This is a genomic window from Candidatus Thiodiazotropha sp. AKAK2, from assembly GCF_058244685.1.
In genome coordinates this window covers 217,990-240,388 of record NZ_JBSYOP010000036.1, presented here as the reverse complement: position 1 = coordinate 240,388, position 22,399 = coordinate 217,990, and the positions used below count along the sequence as shown (strand labels likewise).

Below are 22,399 nucleotides of genomic sequence, written 5' to 3'. Positions count from 1 at the left end.
AGATCAGTTGGCGGGGATGGTTTTTGGTGGCTTGCCACCCGGTACATAGGGGTGGTAGTGCTTGATGTCCCGGCCAATATTTCTTTGCACCACGACCCCGACGATCTTGTATTCACCCTCTTTCAGCTGAATCTCAGGATAGTCACTGTTGAGGGCTACCAGTCGCTTGGTTGTGCCGCTGTCGGCAATATACTGTCTGAACCAACGATCCCCCTGGGTCTCTGCGACGACAAAGGCTCCCGTGGCACAGACTTCGGACGGCTCGATGACGATGATGCACTTTTCCGGGAATTCCGGTTCCATGCTGTCATCCAGCACCTGGAGGGGGTAGAGTTCGTTATAACTGCAATCTTTACTCATCTGTGTTCACACTATAGTGCTGATTCAAAGTAGTCGGTCATCCCGCTGAGCCGCAGAATATATCGCGTTCAGCCAGTCAGTGCATTTTTTTAACCTGCCTCAATCCTTATCACAGACCATGTTTATCGGTGATTTATCCCCGCATGAATGGGATCGACTTGTAAAGAGTATGGTTTTAAATCATGCGAGTGATACGTCGCGCACGATTGGGTAAATTCCGATAATATGCCGTTTTTATCTAACCACTGTTGCTGGCATGGTCCACCATATTTCATCCCAGAGCCGGGTCCACACCGATCGGCGGGATCTGCACAATCTGAAAAGCATGTTGCCCTTTCTTTGGGAGTATCGTGGTCGCGCGCTGTTTGCCCTGGGTTGTCTGGTGTTTGCGAAAATGGCCAATGTGGGCATTCCCCTGGTGCTCAAGGAGATTGTCGACAGTCTCGAAAAGTCGGTCCATACGGTACTGGTGCTGCCCCTGTTCCTGTTGATCGGATACGGGGTGTTGAGGCTCGCCAGCTCCCTGTTCAATGAATTGCGGGACGCCATCTTTGCCCGGGTACGCTACCGGGCGATGCGGAATCTTTCCAGCAAGGTACTGACCCATCTGCACGATCTGTCGTTGCGTTTTCATCTGGAGCGTCAGACCGGCGCGATCAGCCGGGATTTGGAGCGGGGCACCCGTTCCGTCAGTACCATTCTGAACTACATGGTTTTCAGCATTCTGCCGATGGTGGTGGAGTTCTCCCTGGTGGCTGCGGTGCTGCTGACCCAGTATGACATCAAGTTTGCTTTGGTGACCTTCGGCACCGTGATCGTCTATGTGGGATTCACCCTGGCGATCACCGAGTGGCGGATGGAGTATCGCCACATCATGAACCGTCTCGATTCGGAGGCCAACAGTCAGGCGTTCGACAGTCTGATCAATTACGAGACGGTGAAGTACTTCGGCAATGAGAAGCTTGAGCTGCGTCGCTTCGACGATACCCTGGCGGATTGGGAAGATAATGCGGTGAAGAGCCAGACCTCCATGTCACTGCTCAATTTCGGCCAGGGGGGCATTATCGCGGTGGGTGTGGCGATCATCATGATCTATGCCGCCGACGGGGTGGTCGAAGGCACCATGTCGATCGGTGACCTAGTGCTGGTGAACACGTTCATGCTGCAGCTGTTCATACCGCTCAATTTTCTCGGTATTGTCTATCGGCAGATCAAATACTCATTGGCGGACATGGATCTGATCTTCAAACTGCTGGAACAACAGCCGGAGATCGCCGATGCGGAAGATGCCGAACGGTTGAAACTGCAGGGTGGGGAAGTGCGTTTTGAGCAGGTCGATTTTGCCTATCAGCCGGAGCGGCAGATCCTGCACGATGTGAATTTTACCCTCAAAGCGGGCGAGAAGCTGGCGGTGGTCGGTCACAGTGGCGCCGGCAAGTCGACCCTCTCCCGTCTGCTGTTCCGCTTCTATGATGTGACCGCCGGTGTGATCACTGTGGATGGTCAGGATATCCGCCAGCTGACACGGGAGTCGCTTCGTGCCGCCATCGGCATCGTCCCCCAGGATACCGTGCTGTTCAACGAGAGTATTCTCTACAACCTGGCTTATGGTAATCCCAACGCCTCTCAACAGGAGATCGAAGAGGCGGCCCGTATCGCACATATTGCAGATTTCATTGATCAGTTGCCTGATGGTTACCAGACCGTGGTGGGAGAGCGCGGATTGAAACTCTCCGGCGGTGAGAAACAGCGGGTTGCGATTGCCAGGGCGATGTTGAAACGGCCGCAGATCCTGGTCTTCGATGAGGCGACATCCTCACTGGACACCAAGACAGAACAGTCGATTCAGGAGACGCTGAGGGAGGTGGCCAGAAATCACACCACACTGGTAATCGCCCATCGTCTTTCAACGGTGATCGATGCGGATCGTATTCTGGTGATGGATCAGGGGCGGATTGTGGAGCAGGGGACCCATCCCCAGCTTCTGCAGCAGCAGGGGCGCTACCATCAGATGTGGCAGTTGCAGCAGAAGCAGCAGCAGCTTGGCTCTGATCAGGAGGCGTAATGAAAGTCTATCTGGTCGGCGGTGCGGTACGGGATCAGTTGTTGGAGCTGCCTTATAACGAACGGGATTGGGTGGTGGTCGGTGCCACACCGGAAGAGATGCTGGCCCAGGGGTACCGTCGTGCTGATCGTTATTTTCCGGTGTTTCTCCATCCCGAGAGCGGTGAAGAGTACGCCCTGGCCCGGACCGAAGTGAAGGCGGCACCCGGGTACAAGGGTTTTGAACTCAGCTATGGACCCGAGGTGACCCTGGAGCAGGATCTACTGCGTCGCGATCTGACCATCAATGCCTTGGCGATGGATGAATCGGGTGGTGTGATCGATGTCTGTGAGGGACAGAGGGATCTGCAGGAGGGTTTGTTGCGCCATATCACACCAGCCTTCAGCGAGGATCCTCTGCGTCTGCTGCGTATCGCCCGTTTTGCGGCAAAGCTGGGATGCTGGGGATTTCGGGTGGCTCATGGCACCCATGCCTTGATGAAGAAGATGGCAACGACTGCCGAGCTGGAGACCCTGTCCGCTGAGCGCGTGCTGAAAGAGATGAATCGCGCCATGGGAGAGCCCCAGCCCTGGCGCTTTTTTGAGGTTTTACAGTGCTGCGGTGCACTGCAGAAGCTAATACCCGAAGTGGCTGAAATCATGGGCAGCGAATCCGCAGGGCATGGGGCTCAGACAACCGGGGGCATGGTGTCGGCGTTGAAGCGGATTGTCCCTGTCAGTGATGATCCACTGATTCGTGCTGCGGTGGCATTGTTTTACAGCGCACAGAATCAGCCTGATCTGGCCGTCTGGCTGGATAAAATCCGTCTCGACAAGCGCAGCGGACAGTTGATCAGTGATCTTCTGCAGTTATCTTCTGTCCAAACAAACGAGGTGGGCAGTGAGCGCCTGTTCGATCTGGTTACCCGACTCAAACCCAGGCAACAACCACAAAGATTCGAGGGGCTGTTACTGGCGGCAGAGGCACTTTGGCCAGAGCATATGGTCTGCTTGAAGCCCAGCCTGACTGCCACCCGAGAGGCGCTGTTGGCGCCCCTTCCAGAGCAGCTGGCGGCGTCCGAGTTGCAGGGCAAAGCCCTGGGGGATGCGATCCGTCGCTGGCGGCTCGACTATCTTCAACAACTCAAGCCGCCACAAAACAACTCATGAATCGCCTGCCTGCCGCCAGACGGGATTGTTCGGAGCTGTTCAGAGATTGCTAAATTAAACGGGTAACTGACCCGCTTTTCGGGTTCATGGTAGAGTCGCAATATGCAAGCGGAACAGAAAACAACCTCCAATGAGTCACTGCCCGGTCCCGGGGAGGTTTCCGGCTCGTTGCACCGGTGGTTGACCTGGCTGGAGAGCTTCATCGATCGCAAGCACTGGCCAAGTCTGCGGATTCTGTTTACCGGTAACCTGCTGCTGCCGATCCTGTTCCTGGGATTGAGTCTGACCGTATCCCTGGGCGCGGTGCTGTTTCTGATCGGTGAGACCGGTGGGCGCTCTTCGCTACAGGTGGTCCTGCTGCTCGGTGTCGCCTTTGCGCTGTTTTCCCTGGTGCTGGTACTGATCCGCCTGCGCAGTCAGCTGTTGCGCCCACTCTCTTCACTGGAGCAGACAGTCAACCAGGTCTGCCAGGGTGAGCCTGTCTCCAGCAAAAAGCCATTTGAACCGAGTGGTGTGTTAAGCGGCATGGCGCGGGACATCGACAGTCTCAGCGAGGAGCTGACCGATATCTATGAGGATATGGAGGTCCGCGTGGCCCGGCAGACTCTGCGCCTGGCGCAGAAAACCACCAATTTGCGGGTACTCTATGATGTGGCGGCTGGCATCAACCAGTCGGAGAATCTGGATGAGCTGCTGCTGGAGTATATGGGGATCTTCAAACGCATGGTCAACGCCCGCTCTGCGACGGTCCATCTGGTGCTGCCGGATGACAAGGTGAGGCAGGTGGGTTGCATCGACCTGGATGGCCAGCTCTACAATGAGCAGCAGTTGTTGCCGATCAAGCTCTGTCAGTGCGGTATCACCCTCTCCCCCGGTGATATTCTCTGCAATCAGAATCCGAAGCTCTGCACTCAGCGAAACGGACGCCGGATGTTCGGCGCGGATGAGGTTGAGCGGGTCTCTGTGCCGATGTGGTATCACGGTGATGTGCTGGGCTTTTATCATCTCTATGTGGATAGGCCGGGCATCTATGATGGGCGAGAGGATGTGCTGGATATTCTCAATACCATCGGCAGTCATCTGGGTATGGCAGTAGCCAAGCAGCGCTCCGATTCGGAGGCGCGCCGATTGTCGATTGTTGAGGAGCGAACCTCCCTGGCCCATGAACTGCACGATTCACTGGCGCAGACCCTGGCCAGTCTACGCTTCCAGGTACGTATGCTGGAAGAGACGCTGCAGAATGAGTCGGTGTCGATGACGGCCGAACAGGAGGCCAGGCGTATCCACAACGGTCTTGATGAGGCGCATGATGAGTTGCGTGAGTTGATCAACAGTTTTCGTGCACCGATGGATCAGCGAGGTCTGATTCCCGCCTTGGGTAAATTGGTGGAGCGTTTCAATCAGGAGACGTCGATCCACGCCTTCTTTCAGCCGGACTGCCTGAAGACCGATCTGGATACCACACAGGAGATGCAGGCATTGCGGATTGTCCAGGAATCTTTGGCCAATATCCGTAAACATGCCAATGCCCATACTGTTCGAGTGCTGTTACGATGTCGAAGTCCAGGGCAGTATCTTATCCTGGTTGAGGATGATGGTGTCGGTTTCGAGGGTGCGGCGCCGAAGGGTAATCCGGGCGAGCACATCGGCCTGTCAATCATGGAGGAGCGTGCTCGACGGGTGGATGGTGAGTTATCGATTGAGAGCGAGCCTGGTGAAGGAACCCGGGTTGAATTGGTGATTCGTAGTGCAAAATGATACGCCTTCTCCTTACACCATGATATTGCCGGGTTCGGTTGGTCTGTCAGCGTTCAGGGCAAAGCGCATCTCAGCGCGAATGGCAGTAGCCCTTAACAACAGATGTACGCGTCCACAGAGGTGAAAAAATGCGGGTACTGGTAATAGATGACCATGCTCTGTTTCGAATTGGTCTGCAGGAACTGCTGGAGCGGCGTGGTATTGATGTGATCGCCATAGGCGACTGTCTTAAAGGCATCGAAACAGTGGCCCATGAACGACCGGATGTGGTGCTGTTGGATATGCGGATGCCGGACATGACCGGTACCGAAGTACTGAGTGTGCTGCGCAAACACTATCCTCAGATGCCAATCAGTATGCTGACCACCAGCCGCGAGGAGACGGATGTCATCGAAGCCCTGCAGAACGGCGCGCAAGGCTATCTGCTGAAAGATATGGAACCCGACGAGTTGATCGATGCCCTGCAACAGATCACCAAAGGTCAAACTGTGGTCGCCAACGAGTTGACTGGGATTCTGGCCAAGGCGGTACAGGGGGAGCAACCCAGCAGCAGTGCGCCTACCTCTTCGCTGGATGATCTGACTCCCCGGGAGCGGGAGATTCTGTGTCACCTCGCGGATGGTCAAAGCAACAAAGTGATAGCGCGAAACCTGGGAATCTCCGACGGTACCGTGAAGCTTCATGTTAAAGCGATCCTTAGAAAACTTGAGGTCCATTCACGGGTTGAAGCCGCGGTGATTGCCGTAGAACAAAACCTCTGTTCAAGAGGGTAGGCTTTTTATAATGAAAAATTTTTTAAACCTGATCAGTGATTGTCTGGGGGATGTGCAAGAGATCATGCCCTGGGACCTGGAAGAGCGGTTGGAGGCAAATCCTAAGTTACTTATTGTGGATGTCAGGGAGCCCTATGAGTATGACGCGATGCATATCGAGAACTCGGTTCTTGCGCCCCGCGGGATACTTGAATCGGCCTGTGAGTGGGACTATGAAGAGACCATTCCCGAACTGGTCAAGGCACGCCAGCGGGAGGTGGTTGTGGTGTGCCGCTCCGGCTATCGCAGTGTGCTGGCCGCCTTCTCCATGAAGATGCTCGGTTTCGAAAACGTGGTCTCACTGAAGACCGGCCTGCGGGGCTGGAACGACTTTGAGCAACCGCTGGTGAATGCCGAGGGTGAGTCGGTGGACATCGACGATGCGGATGACTACTTCACCCCCAATCTGCGGGAAGATCAGCTGAGTCCCAAACCGGCCTGAGATTGTGTTTAACCGCGAATGGGAGGGGATTAAGGTGGGGGCACCCTATACCCAGAAATCAACAGTAGGGTGGGGCCTTGCCCCACCAAATACTGCTTGTGGTGCGGCTAAGAGTCTGAGTTGTTGATTAACCGCAAATACACACCAATCACCACAACTTAAGGCAAATAATTGGCTATGCGTCCATTTGCGGCTTAAAAATCTACCGGTGAAGTGGCGCCCTGCTCGGAATGGGGTGGCGTCTCGAACCAGGCCAGCTTCTCATGCAGTTCGACTACGTGGCCGACAATGATCAGTGTAGGAGGCTTGGGGCGTTCCCGTTCCACTGTCTCCAGGATATTCTCCAGGGTGCCGGTGAAGACACGCTGCATATGGGTCGTGCCCTGCTGGATCAGGGCGATCGGCATGTCGCCGGACACACCATGAGCCTGCAGTTCCCGACAGATCACCGGTAGGCCAACCAGCCCCATGTAGAAAACCACGGTCTGGTTCGGTTGCGCCAGCATATCCCAGTTCAGGTTCATGCTGCCGTCTTTCAGATGGCCGGTGACGAAGGTGACTGACTGGGCGTAGTCCCGATGGGTGAGCGGAATTCCGGAGTAGGTGGCGCAGCCCGCCGCAGCGGTGATTCCCGGAATCACCTGAAACGGCACCCCTTCAGCGGCCAGGGTATCGATCTCCTCGCCACCACGGCCGAATATAAAGGGATCCCCCCCCTTCAGCCGCAATACCCGCTTTCCCTGTTTGGCGAGACTGGCCAGCAGCTTGTTGATCTCTTCCTGGCGCATGGCGTGCTTGTCGCGCTCTTTGCCCACATAGACATGCTCCGCGTCGTGACGGGTCATCTCGAGAATCGGTTTTGCCACCAGCCGGTCGTAGACCACCACGTCCGCCTGCTGCATCAGACGCAATGCACGGAAGGTCAGCAGGTCCGGATCCCCCGGTCCGGCGCCGACCAGGTAGACCTCACCCATCTCCTGGTCCAGACGGGGATCCGCCAGAAGACGCTCCATCAGCTGATCCGCCTCCTCATCGTGACCGGAAAAGACCCGCTCGGCAACACCCCCCTCCAGTACCCGGTCCCAAAACAGGCGCCGGTCCTCCGGATTGTTGAAATGGTCCTTGACCCGTTGGCGAAAGCGGTTGCACAGGTTCGCTAGGCGGCCATAACCGGCAGGGATCAGGGATTCCAGTCTGGAGCGGATCAGACGCGCCAGTACTGGCGATGCCCCACCGGTTGAGACGGCGGCCACCACCGGTGAGCGGTCGATGATCGAGGGGACGATGAAACTGCACAATTCAGGCTGGTCCACCACATTGACGGGAATACGCTTGGCGTGGGCCAGCTCGGCTATATGCCGATTGAGTTGTGGATCGTCGGTGGCGGCAATCACCAGATGACGGTCGTTGATATCCTCATCCTGGAAGCCCCTCGCCTGGTGATTGAGGCGCCCCATATCCCGCCAAGTGATCAGATCGTGGGTCAATTCAGGGGAGACCAGAACCACATCCGCCGCGGATTTGAGCAGTAGTGAGATTTTTCTTTCAGCGACTGCACCGCCGCCTACCACCAGGCATGATTTGTTTCTGATGTTCAGGAATATTGGGAAAAATTCCATAAAATACAACCGGTTAATAAGTGTTTGTTGTTCAAGGTTTTGCCATTGCGAGACTCTAGCATGAGTCAATCACATTAAAAAAGCCAGGCTTTAGGCGGCTAATCAAACTTGCAATATTTAAACACATTAATATACTAATTAACTCTGTTTTTAGAGATATTGAGGCTGCCCGAACGTGATGATAAAGGAAATAGACGCTTCCGATCTTGAGGCCCGCATGGCCAAAGACGGTGATTTTCTGCTACTGGACATCCGTAGTGCCGGTGAACTGGCGCAGGGGGTGTTACCGGATGCCGAGCATATTCCGATGCATCTGATTCCTGTTCGCATGTCCGAGCTGCCAAAAGACAAGGATCTGATCCTCTACTGCCACAGTGGAGCGCGTTCCTACCACGCATGTGCCTATCTGGCGCAGCAGGGCTTCGACAACGCAGTCAATCTACGCGGCGGCATTCTGGGTTGGGCGAGATCGGGTTATCGTCTGGAGACCAGGCTGGCCAGCTGAGGCCAACCGTTCCGGATCAGGTTGAAAAGATTTACAGGCAGGCCGGAATTGGTTCCGGGTCTGCGGTTTTGGAGGGGATTGGAGCGGACAGAAGCTTGCGTTTGTAAGTCGCTTGTCATATAAAGGTCCGTCTGATTTTTACCCAAAAACGATACACACACACAATTTAAAAAGCTGGAGGTCATACCATGGCAGATTTTGATCAAGAACTGGACGCAAGCGGACTCAACTGTCCCCTGCCGATTCTGCGTGCGAAAAAAACCCTGAATGGTATGGAGTCCGGTAAAGTTCTGCACATCATTGCAACTGATCCAGGCTCAGTTAAGGATTTCGAAGCCTTCGCCAATCAGACGGGTAATGAGCTGATGGAATCCAAGGAAGTTGGCGGTAAGTTTGAATTCCTCATCAAAAAGGCCTGATCAGCGATCAGTTTGCCAATCCCATTAGGGACTTAATTGGAGACGAAGCAATGTCAGACGAAAAAAAGTTAGCGATAATTGCGACTAAAGGCTCTTTAGACTGGGCCTATCCGCCATTTATCCTGGCCTCAACAGCCGCTGCACTGGGTTACGAAACCGAGATCTTCTTCACTTTCTACGGTCTGCAGCTCCTGAAAAAGGATCTGGATCTGGAAGTGACCCCGCTGGGCAATCCCGGTATGCCGATGCCGATGGGTATGGACAAGTGGTTTCCTGTGGTCGGTCTGGCGCTGCCAGGCATGCAGGGCATGATGACCAGCATGATGAAGAAAAAGATGGCTTCAAAAGGCGTTGCCGACCTGGCTGAGCTGCGTGAGCTTTGTCAGGAAGCCGAAGTCAAGCTGATCGCCTGTCAAATGACAGTGGATCTGTTCGAGATGAATACCTCTGAATTCATCGACGGTATCGAATACGCCGGTGCCGCCAGATTCTTCGAATTCGCGGGTACTAGCGATATCTGCCTTTACATTTAACCCTGAGTAAATGCAGTCACGGCGCCGCCCCACAAGGGCGGCGTTTTTTTTGCGCTTGAAAAAGCCACACTGGGGTTGCCAGCGGCTAAGCTTTCACAAGCCGCTAATGCCGGCCAATCACCGCAAGCATCCACAAAATGTATCGACCGGGTAGCCGCTCTGGCTCGTATTGAACGGGGCTGTTCAGAGTTAAAACTGAATTTAAATGGATAAAAAGGGGTGCGGCAATCACCCGCACCCGAATTATGGATCGTCAGATCTTCTACATGAAGGTCTTGGTCACGCCGAGACCGAACAGATGCACACTGGAGTCGTAGGTGCCGTTCACAGCGGTGGTGCCGTTCAACTCCTCACCCACAACGGCGGCTTTGTCGCTGTTGATGGTCCGTTTGTCGAAGTCCACATACATATAGGCCACATCGAATGTCCAGCCATCATCGATGGTGTGTCCAACGCCCAGGCTGTACAGCTGACGATCCGCATCAGGCACCCGCGGACTGAAATAGTCTTCTTTCTGTGGGGTTTCGTCGTAGGTGTAGCCAATCCTCAACTGGGTCGCCTTGGAGAAGTCATAGGTCACGCCTAGACGGTAGGCGGAGGCATTGTCGAAGTCGTTGACACTGGTAAAAATGTTGGAGCCGAACTGCTCATTTTTGACTTCCAGGGTATCGAACTTGTTCCAGCCGGTACGGGTGTAGTCAAATTCGATCGCCAGCTTTTCAGTGGCTTCATAGCGAGCCCCAACCTGCAGTCGCCAAGGCAGCTCAAGGGTCGCAGTGACCTCGTCTGAGAGGGTCGAGGGCAGAACGCCGACGTCATCATCCAGGGTGCCTTCCGCTTTGATCTTCGAACTGGAGTGGTAGTTCAGACCGAAACTCCAGCTATCCACCACCAACAGGCCGCCCAGGTTGAAACCGACACCCTGGCCGTCACCTTCCAGATTAAAGCCCGGATAGGTGCCGCCATCGTTGAGAACGCTGTTGAACAGCACTTCCCGCATCCAGTAGTAGTCAACACCGATTGCCAGAGCGGCCTGATCGTTGAGTTTGTAGGAGGCGCTGGGGCTGAAGGCGACGATCTCAAGCTTGGTCTGTGTGGGCATGAATGAACCCAACGGATATTGATCACTGTAGGTATCCGTCTCCCAGTCGGTCTCCAGACCGAAGGGGGCATTGACTGAAATACCCAGGGACCACTCCTCGTTGAGGGTGTCGTGTGCGGATATGGCCGGTACGGCAACCAGTTCGTTGCCTTCGCTGTCGACCGTTCCTGATCCGGTATCGACGCTCAGGTCGGGTAGCACCAGGTTGGTTCCCAAAGAGACGGAACTGCCTTCGTGAAAGGACATGGCGGCCGGGTTATAGGGGATGGCTCCCAGGATTTCGTGATTTGCGACCAGCGCGTTGGATGTGGCCGTGCCTGCGATGCTCAGCTCCGGAATGGCGAAGCCTGAGGCCTGTACCCCAGAGCTGGCCATCAACAGGGCCGAACTGCAGGCGACTGCCAGGGTTGTGGCTTGAAACTTATTTTTATGGTGCATGCGGATCCTCCACCTTTCTGTTGTTATGTCCAGACCGGCCTTGCTTAAGGAACCTCTGAACAAGTCATGAACCGACAATCTGTTCGGCTCAGATTTATTCAGAGGTTCCTAAATTTATTCTTAGGTCCTGGTTGAGTCTGGTGCGATTCTATTCCTGATCAGACCATTTATCATCCATCGGCAAGTTCAGTCAAACTGAAGATCAGTTAAATGTGCGAACAGGCCCGAGCAGAAATTACCATAACCTGTCTGCGGGAAAAAAGGAAAAGTGACTCAGCGCTCCCTAAAGCTAGCTGTTTGTGGTATAAAAGTTGTTTATCCATACAAAGAACAACTGATCGGACATCATAGACACATGGCGGATCGTAGATTACAGGTTTTTCATACAGTTGCGCGTCTTTTAAGCTTTACCAAGGCGGCTGAGACCTTGCATATGACCCAGCCGGCAGTAACCTTTCAGGTGCGGCAACTGGAAGAGTATTTCAATACCCGATTGTTCGACAGAACCCACAACCGGATCAGCCTGACCGAGGCTGGGGAGCGGGTATTCAGTTACGCCGATCGCATTTTCGACCTGTATGCGGATATGGAGAACTCTGTCAGGGAGATGACCGGAGAGATCCGTGGTGCATTGACCATTGGTGCCAGTACCACCATCGCAGAGTACATGCTGCCCTCGTTACTGGGCGATTTCGGTACACGTTATCCGGAGGTGACGATCCATCTGCGGGTTTCAAACTCCGAAGGGATTGTCTCCATGGTGGAGAACAACAATATCGACCTGGGAGTCGTGGAGGCGCCGGTCGGTAACAAGAATCTGGTGGTTGAAGTTTGCCGTAATGATCAATTGGTGGCCATCGTACCGCCCAACCATGACCTGGCGAATCAGGAGACCGTGGCGATAGAGGAGTTGCTGGAGTACCCCTTTATCTGCCGGGAAGAGGGTTCGGGTACCCGTGAAGTGATCAACGAGTATCTGGATAATAATTGTGCCGACTCGACACTCAATATCTACATGGAGCTGGGTAGTCCGGAAGCGGTAAAAGGCGCCGTGGAAGCGGGTATGGGTGTCTCGGTGGTCTCCCGGGCGACCATCCAGAAAGAGTTGAAGCTGGATACCCTGAGGGCGATCAATCTGGCGCCGGCAATGGAGCGTCCATTCTCATTTGTCCATCAGAAGCAAAAATTTCGCCTGCGGGCCATGGAAGAGCTGCTCGAATTTGCTCGTGGCTATTGTGAGGATCATGCTGAAGAGCAGTTGTAGGCTCTAACTGCAACGAGGTTGGTATCGGTGCATATTGTACCCAAACAGCAAAAGCTCGATCCTGAGCAGCAGCGGCTGCTAGACCTCTTTGAGCGGATTGCGCCGAGTGATCGGGACTCCCTGTTGGCGTTTGCTGAGTTTCTGTCACAACGACCCTCTCAGGAGGCCGTGTCTGTTGATCGAAGCTCGCCCCTGGAACCAAAACAGCTCGAACGGCCTGCGGATGAGTCCGTGGTGAAAGCGATCAAGCGTCTCTCCGAGAGCTACTTTATGCTTGAACGGGATCAGTTGCTGGATGAGACCTCGTCCCTGATGACCTCCCATGTCATGCAGGGTAGAACCGCCGTGGAAGTGATCGATGATTTGGAAGCGCTGTTTAAAAAGCACTATCAAAACTATCTGAGCGAGTCATAACTACCCGCGGGCTGAAAGCGATAGAGTGAGTCGTCGGGTTAACTAGGGCCTGTTAACACGAATCCAATACGTCCTGTTGTGCCTGAAAAAGCGCCAATCAAGGCGCGAGGAGTGTAGTTTGGTTATTCTAAATGAGCGACGAGCAACGCCGAGTGGCGCTTTTTCAGGCGCAACCCGAAGGGCTGGGTCTGTTTTTGCGCCCAGCGGCGTTATCATTCACTCATGTAGAATGACGACACGACGCTCATTCTGCCTTGCTGGGCACAAAAACAGACCCAGCAGGACGTATTGGATTCGTGTTAACAGGCCCTAACATCCGCCTATTTGGTACCGGGTTATTCAAATGCAGGTCATTACCAACTGGTTCAAGCGCTACTTCTCCGATCCTCAGATCATCTTTTTAACCCTCTTCCTGATCCTTTTTTTCGGTATCGTGATCATCATGGGGGATATGCTCGCGCCGGTATTGGCGAGTATCGTGATCGCCTACCTGCTTGAGGGAATCGTGACACAAATGGAGCGTCGCTCCTGGCCCAGGCTGATCTCGGTGGTCCTGGTGTTCATTCTGTTTCTGCTGTTTGTCGCCCTGATCCTGCTTGGACTGCTACCGCTGCTCTCCCGCCAGGTAACGGACTTTCTGCAACAGCTGCCCAGTATGATCGCTATGGGACAGCAGGCGTTGATGCAGCTACCCGAACGGTATCCGGATCTGATTCCCCAGGCACAGGTGGATCAGCTGATCCAGCAACTGCGTAACGAGGTCGCCTCGTTTGCCCAGCAGGCCGTCAGCTGGTCCCTCGCCTCGGTGGTCGGGGTGATCACCCTGGTGGTCTACCTGATCCTGATGCCCCTGCTGGTGTTCTTCTTTCTCAAGGACAAGCAGCTGATCATCGACTGGTTCGTCTCTTATCTTCCCCGCCATCGACGCTTCTCGGTAACAGTCTGGAAGGATGTGGATGTGCAGATCGCCAACTACGTGCGCGGGAAGTTCTGGGAGATCATCATCATCTGGTCATGCAGCTTTGTCGCCTTTTCGATGCTGGGATTGAATTATGCTCTGCTGTTGGCGGTATTGGTGGGTTTGTCGGTGATCATTCCCTACATCGGTGCTGCTGTGGTGACCATTCCAGTGCTGTTCATCGCCTGGTTTCAGTGGGGCTGGTCCTCAGACTTCGCCTGGTTGGCCGCGATCTATTTCATCATTCAGGCCCTGGATGGCAATGTACTGGTGCCATTGCTCTTTTCAGAGGTGGTCAATCTGCATCCGGTTGCCATTATTGTGGCGATTCTGGTGTTCGGTGGCTTTTGGGGATTCTGGGGGGTGTTTTTCGCCATTCCACTGGCCACACTGGTGCAGGCTGTGCTGGCGGCCTGGCCGCGGAATGAGCTGGTGGATGAGGCGGCTGTAAAATAACCCCTGCCCGGCTCCCCGGAATGGGGAGTGCCGGGCAGGCTGTCAGCAATGCTGGGAGTCTCAGGCTTTTTTGGTGTTGATGCCAAACAGGCTCCACAGTGGGCAGTAGGAGACCAGCCCGGTAACCAGCGGCACAGCACCAATGGCGCCAAGCCAGTTGATCGGGTCACTGAGCAGGAAGCCCCATCCAAGAATCGCCAGACCACCCACAATCCTGAGAATACGTTCAATACTGCCTACATTTTGAGTCATGTTATTTCTCCTGAGTAATACATAAACCGCTTTTGTTCAGACCAGGGCTTGATTCGCCACAATGGTTTGAAATTGACCCTGCGCCTGCGGACTATCTAACGCATCGGATCAATGGTGGATCAGAGGATAGATCTCCACTACGCAAATGTATGTGACTAAGTCACACTGCAGGTGGTGCTCAGGTGCCGGATGAGTGTTAACAGGCTCTAATAGTGGTTTTCACGACTCTTCTCGATCAGACGCTGTTCATCACAGATATTGATGACACCTCTGGCAGTGGAGATCATCTGCTGTTGCTCAAGGTCTTTTAAAATGCGACTGACGACCTCACGGGAAGTTCCGAGGTCAGAGGCGATCATCTGATGGGTCGATTCGATTCTTGCGCCACTCTGTTTGCCGAGTTGAATCAGGTGCCCTGCCAGACGACGGTCTACCCGGCGAAAGGCGATCTCTTCCACAATGCCGATCACCTCGGTGAGTCTGCTGCTGATCAAATTGAAAAGATAGTTACGCCAGGCAGGGATCTCGTCCGTCCAGCGAATCACATCCGCGGTACTGATCAGCACTGCTTCGATCGGTTCTTCCGAGACCGCATAGGCTGGAAAAGGCTCTCCATTCATGATGCAGGAGGCGGTGAGAATGCAGCTCTCGCCGGGGCCGATCCGATAGAGGGTAATCTCCCGGCCGTTCTCACTCAGTTTGTAAACCCGGGCGGTTCCCGAGATCACCAGAGCCAAATGGGAACATTCAGTGCCCTGGTGACAGATCGGTTGGTCGGCTGGCAGGCCGATCTTGCTGGCACGGTCAAAAAACCTCTGTTTAAAGTCGCTCTCCGCCTGCTGCAGAAACTGAAACTGCCGGGTAATTTGGGTTATGTTGCTGGTGTCGGAAATCAAGTCAACCTCAAGCTTTTGCTGTCACGTTATTGATCGAACAGGGGGATCGTTGCCGATAGTAGTTTGTTGCGGCGATCCAATGCAATGTGAATAGTGGGTTCAAACTGAAATGCTTGTAAATGAGGCAGTTGTATTCAGGATATGCTAATTTACTAGATATTTGTGATGTTAGGCGCCGAATTACTGTCATGTCAGAAGCGGACATAGAAGCGATTAAAATAAAGAAAGAGCGAGTACGCCTGTTATATGCCAATGGTGTAACCCTGATTATCGCCAATTTTATCGCCGGCGCGATCTTCTTCTATCTCAACAAGGTGTGGGAGTTTGATCAGGGCGTGATCTGGGGCGGGCTGTTTGCTCTGCTACTGATCGGTCAGAGCGTGTTGACACTGGCTGCCAGGTATAGCGAACTGGACAGATTACAGCTCTGGCGCTATGCCCTGTTGCCCGGCGTCCTGTTACTCGGTCTGTTGTGGGCGGCGGCTCTGCTCCATCTGCTCTTCAATCCGGAATCGACTGAGTTTCTGGTGATCGATCTGGTGCTGATCGGTACGGTCTTTCTGCTTACCGCACTTTTGCTCACCATCGATACTTTCTTCAGTATCATTTTTGTACTGACCGCCTCAATGGTGGTTATGGTGGTTTTAAACGGTGAGCAGGGGAGTGTCAGTGAGGAGTTTATTGCCGGGTTGATCGCCTACGCATTGGCGCTGCTGATTCTGGCTGCCTGGATGACGGTCTATCAACAAGGCTATCTGTTGATCGCCGCCAACCGGGTATTGTTGCATGAACGGATGGTGGCATCGGAAACCGAATTGAGTGAAATGCGCAGCCGGCTGATTCAGGAGAATGATCAGCGCCAGTCTGTGGAACAGGAGCTGTTTCTCGCCAAGGAGGCGGCGGAGGGGGCCAATCTGGCCAAATCAGAGTTTCTCGCCACCATGAGTCATGAGATTCGAACCCCACTGAATGGCATTCTGCCGATTCTGGAAATGCTCCTGGAGACCAAGCTGAATGGGGAACAGAAGCAGTTTGTCGCCACCGCCCTGAACTCCTCTCAGCTGTTGCTCAGCATCATCAACGACATTCTCGACTTCTCCAAGATCGAAGCCGGGAAACTCGATCTTGAGTTTATCGAGCTCAATCTGGAAGGCACCATCGAGCAAGTCACATCGTTGATGAAGAACGCAGCCGATCGGCGCAATTTGAAGCTGGGTTACCGTATTGACCGGGATGTACCGAAAACGGTTCGTGGCGATCCGATCCGTCTGCGCCAGATACTCACCAACCTGGTTAGTAATGCGGTGAAGTTTACTGAGCATGGGGAGGTGTCGGTTGAGCTGACCAATCGTCAGACCTCACGCACCGAGGTGGATCTGATGTTTGCCGTGCGTGATACCGGCATCGGCATGACCCAGGAGCAGGTGGAGCGCCTGTTCGAACCCTTTTCCCAGGCGGATGCCTCAACAACCCGCAAGCATGGCGGTACCGGCCTGGGGCTGGTGATCTGCAAGCGCCTGACCGAATTGATGGGGGGGAAGATCGGGGTTAAATCCACACCGGGAAAAGGCTCCTACTTCTGGTTCATACTGCCAATGCGCAAATCACTGCAGGAGATGCCATCCGGAAGACGCAATCTTCAGGATCTCCGTACCCTGCTGCTTGCCAACAAGACCTCTGCAGAGACCCGGCAGCTGCTCTATGCACTGAAGGAAGAGGGGATGCTGGTCGAGCAGTCCGAGGATCAGTACGACGCACTCAGCAAGCTCAAGTCCTCCGCCAACCTGGGTGCGAGTTGGCGCTATGAACTGATGGTGCTTGATGGGGGGCTGTCGAGTGTCAATCTGAGTAAGACCATCGGCTCGGCCAGAGAAGTACCCCATATGCGGGAGGTGGAGATACTTGCCGTGAATCTGCCTGAGGAGGATCAACTCACCTACGAAGCGATGGGTGTCGAGTGCCTGAGTCCTCATGCCACCGCGAAAGAGATCAAGCAGCGACTGTATCGAATTTTCGATGTTGAGCAGACGCCTGGGGCGGCGACCATGCCGGAAGAGATACCGGTGCCGCGCATGCCCGACGACCACCTTGCCTGGCAGGACAGTCAGGATGAACCATTGCCGGAACCCGGTGCGAAACGGGCAGAGGATATCAAACAGGATCAGCAGCATACCAAACTGGTTGGACGGGTTTTGGTGGTTGAGGATAATCCGGTCAATCAGGCGGTGGTGAAAAAGATGCTTGAGAAGGCGGGATTGTCACCGGTAACCTCCAATGACGGAGTTGAGGCGATGGAGGCACTGCAAGCCGAGCAGTTTGATGTGGTGCTAATGGATTGCCAGATGCCGAGGATGGATGGCTACGAGGCGACGGAGGCGATTCGGGAGCGGGAACAGAACCAGGGATTGATGCGTACTCCGGTCATCGCGATGACCGCCAACGCCATGGCCGGGGACCGGGAACGTTGTCTGGCGGTGGGAATGGATGATTATCTTTCCAAACCGGTGAAGCCGGCGCAATTGGAGAATATGCTGCGTCAATGGTTGCCTATGGAGGAGATGATATATCCAGGCGAGGATGCTAGTCTAAGGGAAGATCAGAGTGAGGCTAGTGAAGATACCGAAGTTGATATGTCAAGTGAGGGATTGCTAGAAGTTGGTGGAGATACAAGCATGACATCAAGCGGCATGATAGACCGCAGTGTGCTGGAAGAACTCTATGAAATCATGGAGGAGGATTTTGTTTCTGTGCTCGAAAGTTATCTTAAGAGTGCGCCAGGCCTGATGCTCGGTATTCGGGATGCGGTCAAGTCCGGGGATATGGAGGGGTTGGTCAAATCGGCTCATCCGTTGAAATCGAGCAGTGCCAATGTGGGAGCCATGGAGCTCTCGATCCTGGCCCGGGATCTGGAATTCAAAGGTCGCCAAGGGGATAGCAACGGACTGGTGGCCAGCTACAATCAAACAGCCGAGGTCTATCGGCGCTCGATCACCGAACTCAAGAGTATCGTTGATCGGGGTAGCATTCATTAGGTTTTGTTCAATCCGCAAATGAACGCAAATTTACAGGCTGATTCTGGTCAGCTGACTCAGCCGGCTGGGTAGCGGCTCTTCCTCATCTCAAATCCTCAAGAAAGCATCACGGGTTCCAAATCAATGGATCCGGTTTACCCAAATTTTTTACTTAGGGCGTGTGAACGCTCATCCGATTACAGATTGGCGGAAGCGTAATCCGCCAGACGTGAACGCTCACCCCGCTGCAAGGTGATATGTCCGCTGTGGGGCCAGTTCTTGAATCGATCAACCGCATAGGTGAGGCCGGATGTGGTCTCTGTCAGATAAGGGGTGTCGATCTGTGCCACGTTGCCCAGACAGACGATCTTGGTACCCGGTCCAGCGCGGGTGATCAGGGTTTTCATCTGTTTGGGGGTGAGGTTCTGCGCCTCATCGAGAATGATGTACTTGTTCAGGAAGGTCCGGCCACGCATGAAATTGAGTGAGTGGATACGAATCCGGCTGCGTAGCAGATCCTCGGTGGCGGCACGCCCCCATTCGCCTCCTTCGGTCTGGGTGAGTACTTCCAGGTTATCCATCAGCGCCCCCATCCAGGGGGTCATTTTCTCCTCCTCCGTACCAGGTAGGAAACCGATGTCCTCACCGACAGGTACGGTGACCCGGGTCATGATGATCTCCCGGTAGAGGTTGAGATCCAGGGTCTGCACCAATCCCGCAGCCAGGGTCAGCAGGGTCTTACCGGTACCGGCGGTGCCCAGCAGGGAGACAAAATCGAGGTCTGGATCAAGCAGCAGATTCAGTGCGTAGTTCTGTTCCTGGTTACGTGCCGTGATGCCCCAGACGGCATGTTTTGGATTGCTGTAGTCCTCCGCCAGTTCGATGACCGCGCTCTCCTCCTGCTTCTCTCTGACAATCGCCTGGAAACCCTCACCGCCCTTCAGGTAGAGGCACTGGCTGGGATACCAGGACTGGGTATCCGGACCGCTGACCCGGTAGAAGGTCCTTCCTTCCTCCTGCCAGGACTCCAGCTCCTTGGTGTGTTGCTCCCAGAAATCAGCAGCAACCTCATCGAGTCCGCTGTAGAGCAGATTGACATCTTCAAGTACCTGATCGTTACTGTAATCTTCGGCTCGTATCCCCAGCACGGTCGCCTTGATGCGCAGATTGATATCCTTGGAGACCAGCACGATCCGCTTCTCCGGATAGTCTGACTGCAGGCTCAATGCGGTGGCCAGGATGTTGTTGTCCGGGGTGTTTCCCGGCAGGCTCAAGGGTAGATCCTGGCTCACCGGTTTGGTCTGAAACATCAGATGACCCGTGACTGAATCGGTTGAGCCATTGAATTGAAGGGTATTCAGCGGGATGCCCTGACTGATCGTCTCTTGTGAGACATGGCCCATCAGCTCATCGAGAAAACGGCTGGTCTGACGCACATTGCGCGCCACCTCGGACATGCCTTTCTTGCCTTTGTCCAGCTCTTCAAGCACCACCATCGGCAGATAGATGTCGTGCTCCTTGAAACGGAACAGGGCGGTTGGGTCGTGCATCAGAACATTGGTGTCCAGGACGAACAGACGGGGTTTCTTAGCTTGGTTTTCTGACATGCTGGGTCTCATCTACAGGCAAGCGATTAACGGCCATGGCGTCGTGCCTTGGTGATTGAAATATATCTGGTGCTGGTTCAGGCGAGTTTTCCGGATCGCATGGCCTTAAGCGTTTCCAGGACCTCTTCAGCATGGCCTTTGACTTTCACTTTGCGCCACTCATGGCGTAGTTTTCCAGCTTCGTCGATCAGGAATGTGCTGCGTTCGATGCCGCGTACTTTTTTGCCGTACATCGATTTCATCTTGATGACATCGAAGCTGTTGCAGAGGGTCTCTTCCTTGTCCGAGAGCAGCTCGAAAGGGAAGCCTTGTTTGGATTTGAAGTTCTCCTGGGCCTTTACCCCGTCACGGGAGACACCAAGAATGACCGCCGACTGACGGCGAAACTTGGCGATTGCGGCGGTAAAGTCCAGGCCCTCCTGAGTGCAGCCGGGTGTGCTGGCCTTGGGATAGAAGTAGAGCACAATGGGTTTGCCGCGAAAATCGCTGAATTTTATCTCTTTATCACCCGTAGCCGGCAGTGGGATGTCAGGTACGGTTTTACCAATGGCGATCGAGCTCATGTGTGGGGACTCCTCCTTAGGGCCTCAGGTATCACGTGTTAGTATGAGACAGTACACTAGCCTTTAATGGGTTCGATGACAGCGTCCAGGTTGAGAGCATCACAGTAATCCATGAACTCCTCTCTGAGCACGGCGATTTGTCTGTCCGAGGGTATGCCCACGCTCAGGTGTACCGAGAACATCGGGGTGCCGGTATGGGCGGCGGAATAGCTGCTGGTGGTCATATCTTCGATATTGATCTGACGTTCGGAAAAAAATTCTGCCAGTTTGTTGACGATACCCGGATGGTCCATGGAGACCACCTCCACCAGATAGGGTAGCTGGTTGCTGGATTGAACCCGGCCTTCGGTACGTTTGCAGATGATGGTCAGACCAAGATCCTTCTGCAGCTCCGGCACGGCGGACTCCAGCTTGGCCAGGGTGTTCCATGGGCCCTCGATCAACAGCAGTATGGCAAACTCACCGCCGAGAACGGTCATCCTGCTGTCTGTTATGTTGCAACCCTCGTCGAGGATTTTTTTGGAAAGATTTTTAACGATGCCAGGCTGGTCTTTGCCAAGTGCGGAGATAACCAGAAAGTTTTTCGGTGTGGTCATTGATATCTCTAAACCCCAGTTATTGTTCACGGTTATGTCGAGTGTAACACCAGGAATGAGCCGCAAGCGATATTTCATGAGCATCTCATGGTTTAATTCCGAATCAGTGGGTTAAACAGGCCCTCAGAGTTTTGTTTCCACCGGAAACCGGAACCTTACGCTCTACACGCCTTTGTAGCCCACTGCTTCGGCCTAAATATATACACTACTTGTCAGAGTCACGAGCCACAGGCTAACATTGCGGATTGATATAAAGTTAGGGGTGTGGACTGATGTTTCACGGCAGTATGGTAGCAATGATCACTCCGATGAGTGAAGACGGCGTCCTGGATGACAACGCCTTGCGGGGCTTGGTGGATTTTCACGTCGAGCAGGGCAGTGACGCCATTGTCGCCGTTGGTACCACCGGTGAATCGGCTACTCTGGACGAAGAGGAGCATTGTGCGGTGATTCGTCGGGTGGTTGAGTATGTGGCTGGGCGGATTCCGGTGATTGCCGGTACCGGCGCCAATTCCACCCGGGAAGCGATTGATCTGACCCGTTGCGCCAAGCAGGCGGGCGCCGATGCTTGCCTGTTGGTTACCCCTTATTACAACAAACCCACCCAGGAAGGGTTATACCAGCACTACAAGGCGGTGGCAGAGGCGGTGGAGATACCGCAGATCCTCTACAATGTGCCTGGCCGTACAGCCTGTGACATGTTGCCTGAGACAGTGGGTCGACTCTCATCCGTGGCCAATATCATCGGTGTCAAAGAGGCGACAGGTGATCTGGATCGGCTGCATCAGATCCGGGATCTGTGCGGTTCCGAGTTTGAGCTCTATAGTGGTGATGACGCCACCGGTTGCGAATTTCTGTTGCAAGGTGGACATGGTGTCATCTCTGTGACGGCGAATGTCGCGCCGAAATTGATGCATGAGATGGTGGCGGCGGCTCTGGCTGGAAACCGGGCTGAGGCCGAGTCTCTCGATCAGCAGCTGGCCGGCCTGCACAGCGCGCTGTTTGTGGAATCGAGCCCGATACCCGTCAAGTGGGCGATGTCCGAACTTGGATTGGCAAACAAAGGCATCCGGCTGCCATTGACCTGGATGACTGCCTCATCCGAGCCTCAGGTTCGTGAGGCGATGCGCCAGGCCGGGGTTTTGTGATCGCAGTCGATGTGGCATGTATGCCTCACAAAA

21 protein-coding genes are annotated in these 22,399 nt (G+C 54.3%); 13 read left to right on the top strand and 8 right to left on the bottom strand.

Features of this window, described 5'->3' with window-relative positions; genetic code table 11:
* Positions 1-3 precede the first annotated feature (3 nt).
* Complete coding sequence (locus AC4IE8_RS19150) at positions 4-360, bottom strand: S24 family peptidase (RefSeq protein WP_068987878.1); 357 nt, start codon at positions 358-360, stop codon at positions 4-6.
* Between the two features lie 256 nt (positions 361-616).
* Here AC4IE8_RS19150 and AC4IE8_RS19145 point away from each other — a divergent pair, with 256 nt between their 5' ends.
* The 5 genes from AC4IE8_RS19145 (at position 617) to AC4IE8_RS19125 (ending at position 6,585) form a co-directional block, all read left to right on the top strand.
* The gene (locus tag AC4IE8_RS19145; RefSeq protein WP_490791747.1) at positions 617-2,425 is read left to right on the top strand and encodes an ABCB family ABC transporter ATP-binding protein/permease; all 1,809 of its coding nucleotides are present in this window, start codon (positions 617-619) and stop codon (positions 2,423-2,425) included.
* Positions 2,425-3,573, top strand: a complete 1,149-nt coding sequence (locus tag AC4IE8_RS19140; protein ID WP_490791746.1) for a tRNA nucleotidyltransferase/poly(A) polymerase-related protein — start codon at positions 2,425-2,427, stop codon at positions 3,571-3,573. Before AC4IE8_RS19145 ends, AC4IE8_RS19140 begins: the two co-directional genes overlap by 1 nt.
* 102 nt (positions 3,574-3,675) lie before the next feature.
* Complete coding sequence (locus tag AC4IE8_RS19135) at positions 3,676-5,331, top strand: ATP-binding protein (protein WP_490791745.1); 1,656 nt, start codon at positions 3,676-3,678, stop codon at positions 5,329-5,331.
* A 128-nt stretch (positions 5,332-5,459) separates the two neighbouring features.
* A complete protein-coding gene (locus tag AC4IE8_RS19130; RefSeq protein ID WP_068987881.1) occupies positions 5,460-6,104 on the top strand; it encodes a response regulator in 645 nt (214 codons plus the stop codon).
* Positions 6,105-6,114: 10 nt separating this feature from the next.
* Entirely contained in the window at positions 6,115-6,585 is a 471-nt protein-coding gene (locus AC4IE8_RS19125; RefSeq protein WP_068987882.1) for a rhodanese-like domain-containing protein, read from the top strand.
* A gap of 194 nt (positions 6,586-6,779) precedes the next feature.
* Here AC4IE8_RS19125 and cysG read toward each other — a convergent pair whose 3' ends face one another.
* Complete coding sequence (gene cysG, locus AC4IE8_RS19120) at positions 6,780-8,204, bottom strand: siroheme synthase CysG (protein ID WP_068987883.1); 1,425 nt, start codon at positions 8,202-8,204, stop codon at positions 6,780-6,782.
* A 178-nt stretch (positions 8,205-8,382) separates the two neighbouring features.
* Between cysG and AC4IE8_RS19115 the strand changes: the two genes are divergently transcribed.
* The 3 genes from AC4IE8_RS19115 to dsrE2 all read left to right on the top strand — a co-directional run bounded on the left by AC4IE8_RS19115 (position 8,383) and on the right by dsrE2 (position 9,661).
* Entirely contained in the window at positions 8,383-8,709 is a 327-nt protein-coding gene (locus tag AC4IE8_RS19115; protein WP_068987884.1) for a rhodanese-like domain-containing protein, read from the top strand.
* Between the two features lie 188 nt (positions 8,710-8,897).
* Positions 8,898-9,128 carry a sulfurtransferase TusA family protein gene (locus tag AC4IE8_RS19110; protein ID WP_068987885.1) on the top strand — a complete coding sequence of 77 codons (231 nt, stop codon included), beginning with the start codon at positions 8,898-8,900 and terminating at the stop codon, positions 9,126-9,128.
* Between the two features lie 50 nt (positions 9,129-9,178).
* Entirely contained in the window at positions 9,179-9,661 is a 483-nt protein-coding gene (gene dsrE2, locus AC4IE8_RS19105; RefSeq protein WP_068987886.1) for a sulfur carrier protein DsrE2, read from the top strand.
* Positions 9,662-9,923: 262 nt separating this feature from the next.
* Here dsrE2 and AC4IE8_RS19100 read toward each other — a convergent pair whose 3' ends face one another.
* Complete coding sequence (locus AC4IE8_RS19100) at positions 9,924-11,201, bottom strand: OmpP1/FadL family transporter (protein WP_068987887.1); 1,278 nt, start codon at positions 11,199-11,201, stop codon at positions 9,924-9,926.
* Positions 11,202-11,556: 355 nt separating this feature from the next.
* On the opposite strand from AC4IE8_RS19100, the gene AC4IE8_RS19095 reads away from it, so the two are divergent.
* The 3 genes from AC4IE8_RS19095 to AC4IE8_RS19085 all read left to right on the top strand — a co-directional run bounded on the left by AC4IE8_RS19095 (position 11,557) and on the right by AC4IE8_RS19085 (position 14,293).
* On the top strand, positions 11,557-12,465 hold the full coding sequence (locus AC4IE8_RS19095; RefSeq protein WP_068987888.1) for a selenium metabolism-associated LysR family transcriptional regulator: 909 nt from the start codon (positions 11,557-11,559) through the stop codon (positions 12,463-12,465).
* Between the two features lie 27 nt (positions 12,466-12,492).
* Entirely contained in the window at positions 12,493-12,879 is a 387-nt protein-coding gene (locus tag AC4IE8_RS19090) for a hypothetical protein (protein ID WP_490791744.1), read from the top strand.
* 343 nt (positions 12,880-13,222) lie between these two features.
* The gene (locus AC4IE8_RS19085) at positions 13,223-14,293 is read left to right on the top strand and encodes an AI-2E family transporter (RefSeq protein ID WP_068987890.1); all 1,071 of its coding nucleotides are present in this window, start codon (positions 13,223-13,225) and stop codon (positions 14,291-14,293) included.
* 60 nt (positions 14,294-14,353) lie between these two features.
* Here the strand turns inward: AC4IE8_RS19085 and AC4IE8_RS19080 are convergent, their stop codons facing one another.
* Entirely contained in the window at positions 14,354-14,545 is a 192-nt protein-coding gene (locus AC4IE8_RS19080; RefSeq protein ID WP_068987891.1) for a YgaP family membrane protein, read from the bottom strand.
* A 206-nt stretch (positions 14,546-14,751) separates the two neighbouring features.
* Positions 14,752-15,441 carry a Crp/Fnr family transcriptional regulator gene (locus AC4IE8_RS19075; protein WP_068987892.1) on the bottom strand — a complete coding sequence of 230 codons (690 nt, stop codon included), beginning with the start codon at positions 15,439-15,441 and terminating at the stop codon, positions 14,752-14,754.
* Between the two features lie 188 nt (positions 15,442-15,629).
* Here AC4IE8_RS19075 and AC4IE8_RS19070 point away from each other — a divergent pair, with 188 nt between their 5' ends.
* Positions 15,630-18,473 (top strand): hybrid sensor histidine kinase/response regulator, encoded by a 2,844-nt coding sequence (locus tag AC4IE8_RS19070; RefSeq protein WP_068987893.1) that lies wholly within the window; start codon positions 15,630-15,632, stop codon positions 18,471-18,473.
* 176 nt (positions 18,474-18,649) lie between these two features.
* On the opposite strand, the gene AC4IE8_RS19065 is transcribed toward AC4IE8_RS19070, so the two are convergent.
* The 3 genes from AC4IE8_RS19065 to AC4IE8_RS19055 form a co-directional block, all read right to left on the bottom strand.
* Positions 18,650-20,059, bottom strand: a complete 1,410-nt coding sequence (locus tag AC4IE8_RS19065) for a PhoH family protein (RefSeq protein WP_068987894.1) — start codon at positions 20,057-20,059, stop codon at positions 18,650-18,652.
* A 77-nt stretch (positions 20,060-20,136) separates the two neighbouring features.
* Complete coding sequence (locus tag AC4IE8_RS19060; RefSeq protein ID WP_068987895.1) at positions 20,137-20,622, bottom strand: peroxiredoxin; 486 nt, start codon at positions 20,620-20,622, stop codon at positions 20,137-20,139.
* A 56-nt stretch (positions 20,623-20,678) separates the two neighbouring features.
* Positions 20,679-21,218 carry a glycine cleavage system transcriptional repressor gene (locus tag AC4IE8_RS19055; protein ID WP_068988575.1) on the bottom strand — a complete coding sequence of 180 codons (540 nt, stop codon included), beginning with the start codon at positions 21,216-21,218 and terminating at the stop codon, positions 20,679-20,681.
* Positions 21,219-21,490: 272 nt separating this feature from the next.
* Here AC4IE8_RS19055 and dapA point away from each other — a divergent pair, with 272 nt between their 5' ends.
* Positions 21,491-22,366 (top strand): 4-hydroxy-tetrahydrodipicolinate synthase, encoded by an 876-nt coding sequence (dapA, locus tag AC4IE8_RS19050; RefSeq protein ID WP_068987896.1) that lies wholly within the window; start codon positions 21,491-21,493, stop codon positions 22,364-22,366.
* Positions 22,367-22,399 lie beyond the last annotated feature (33 nt).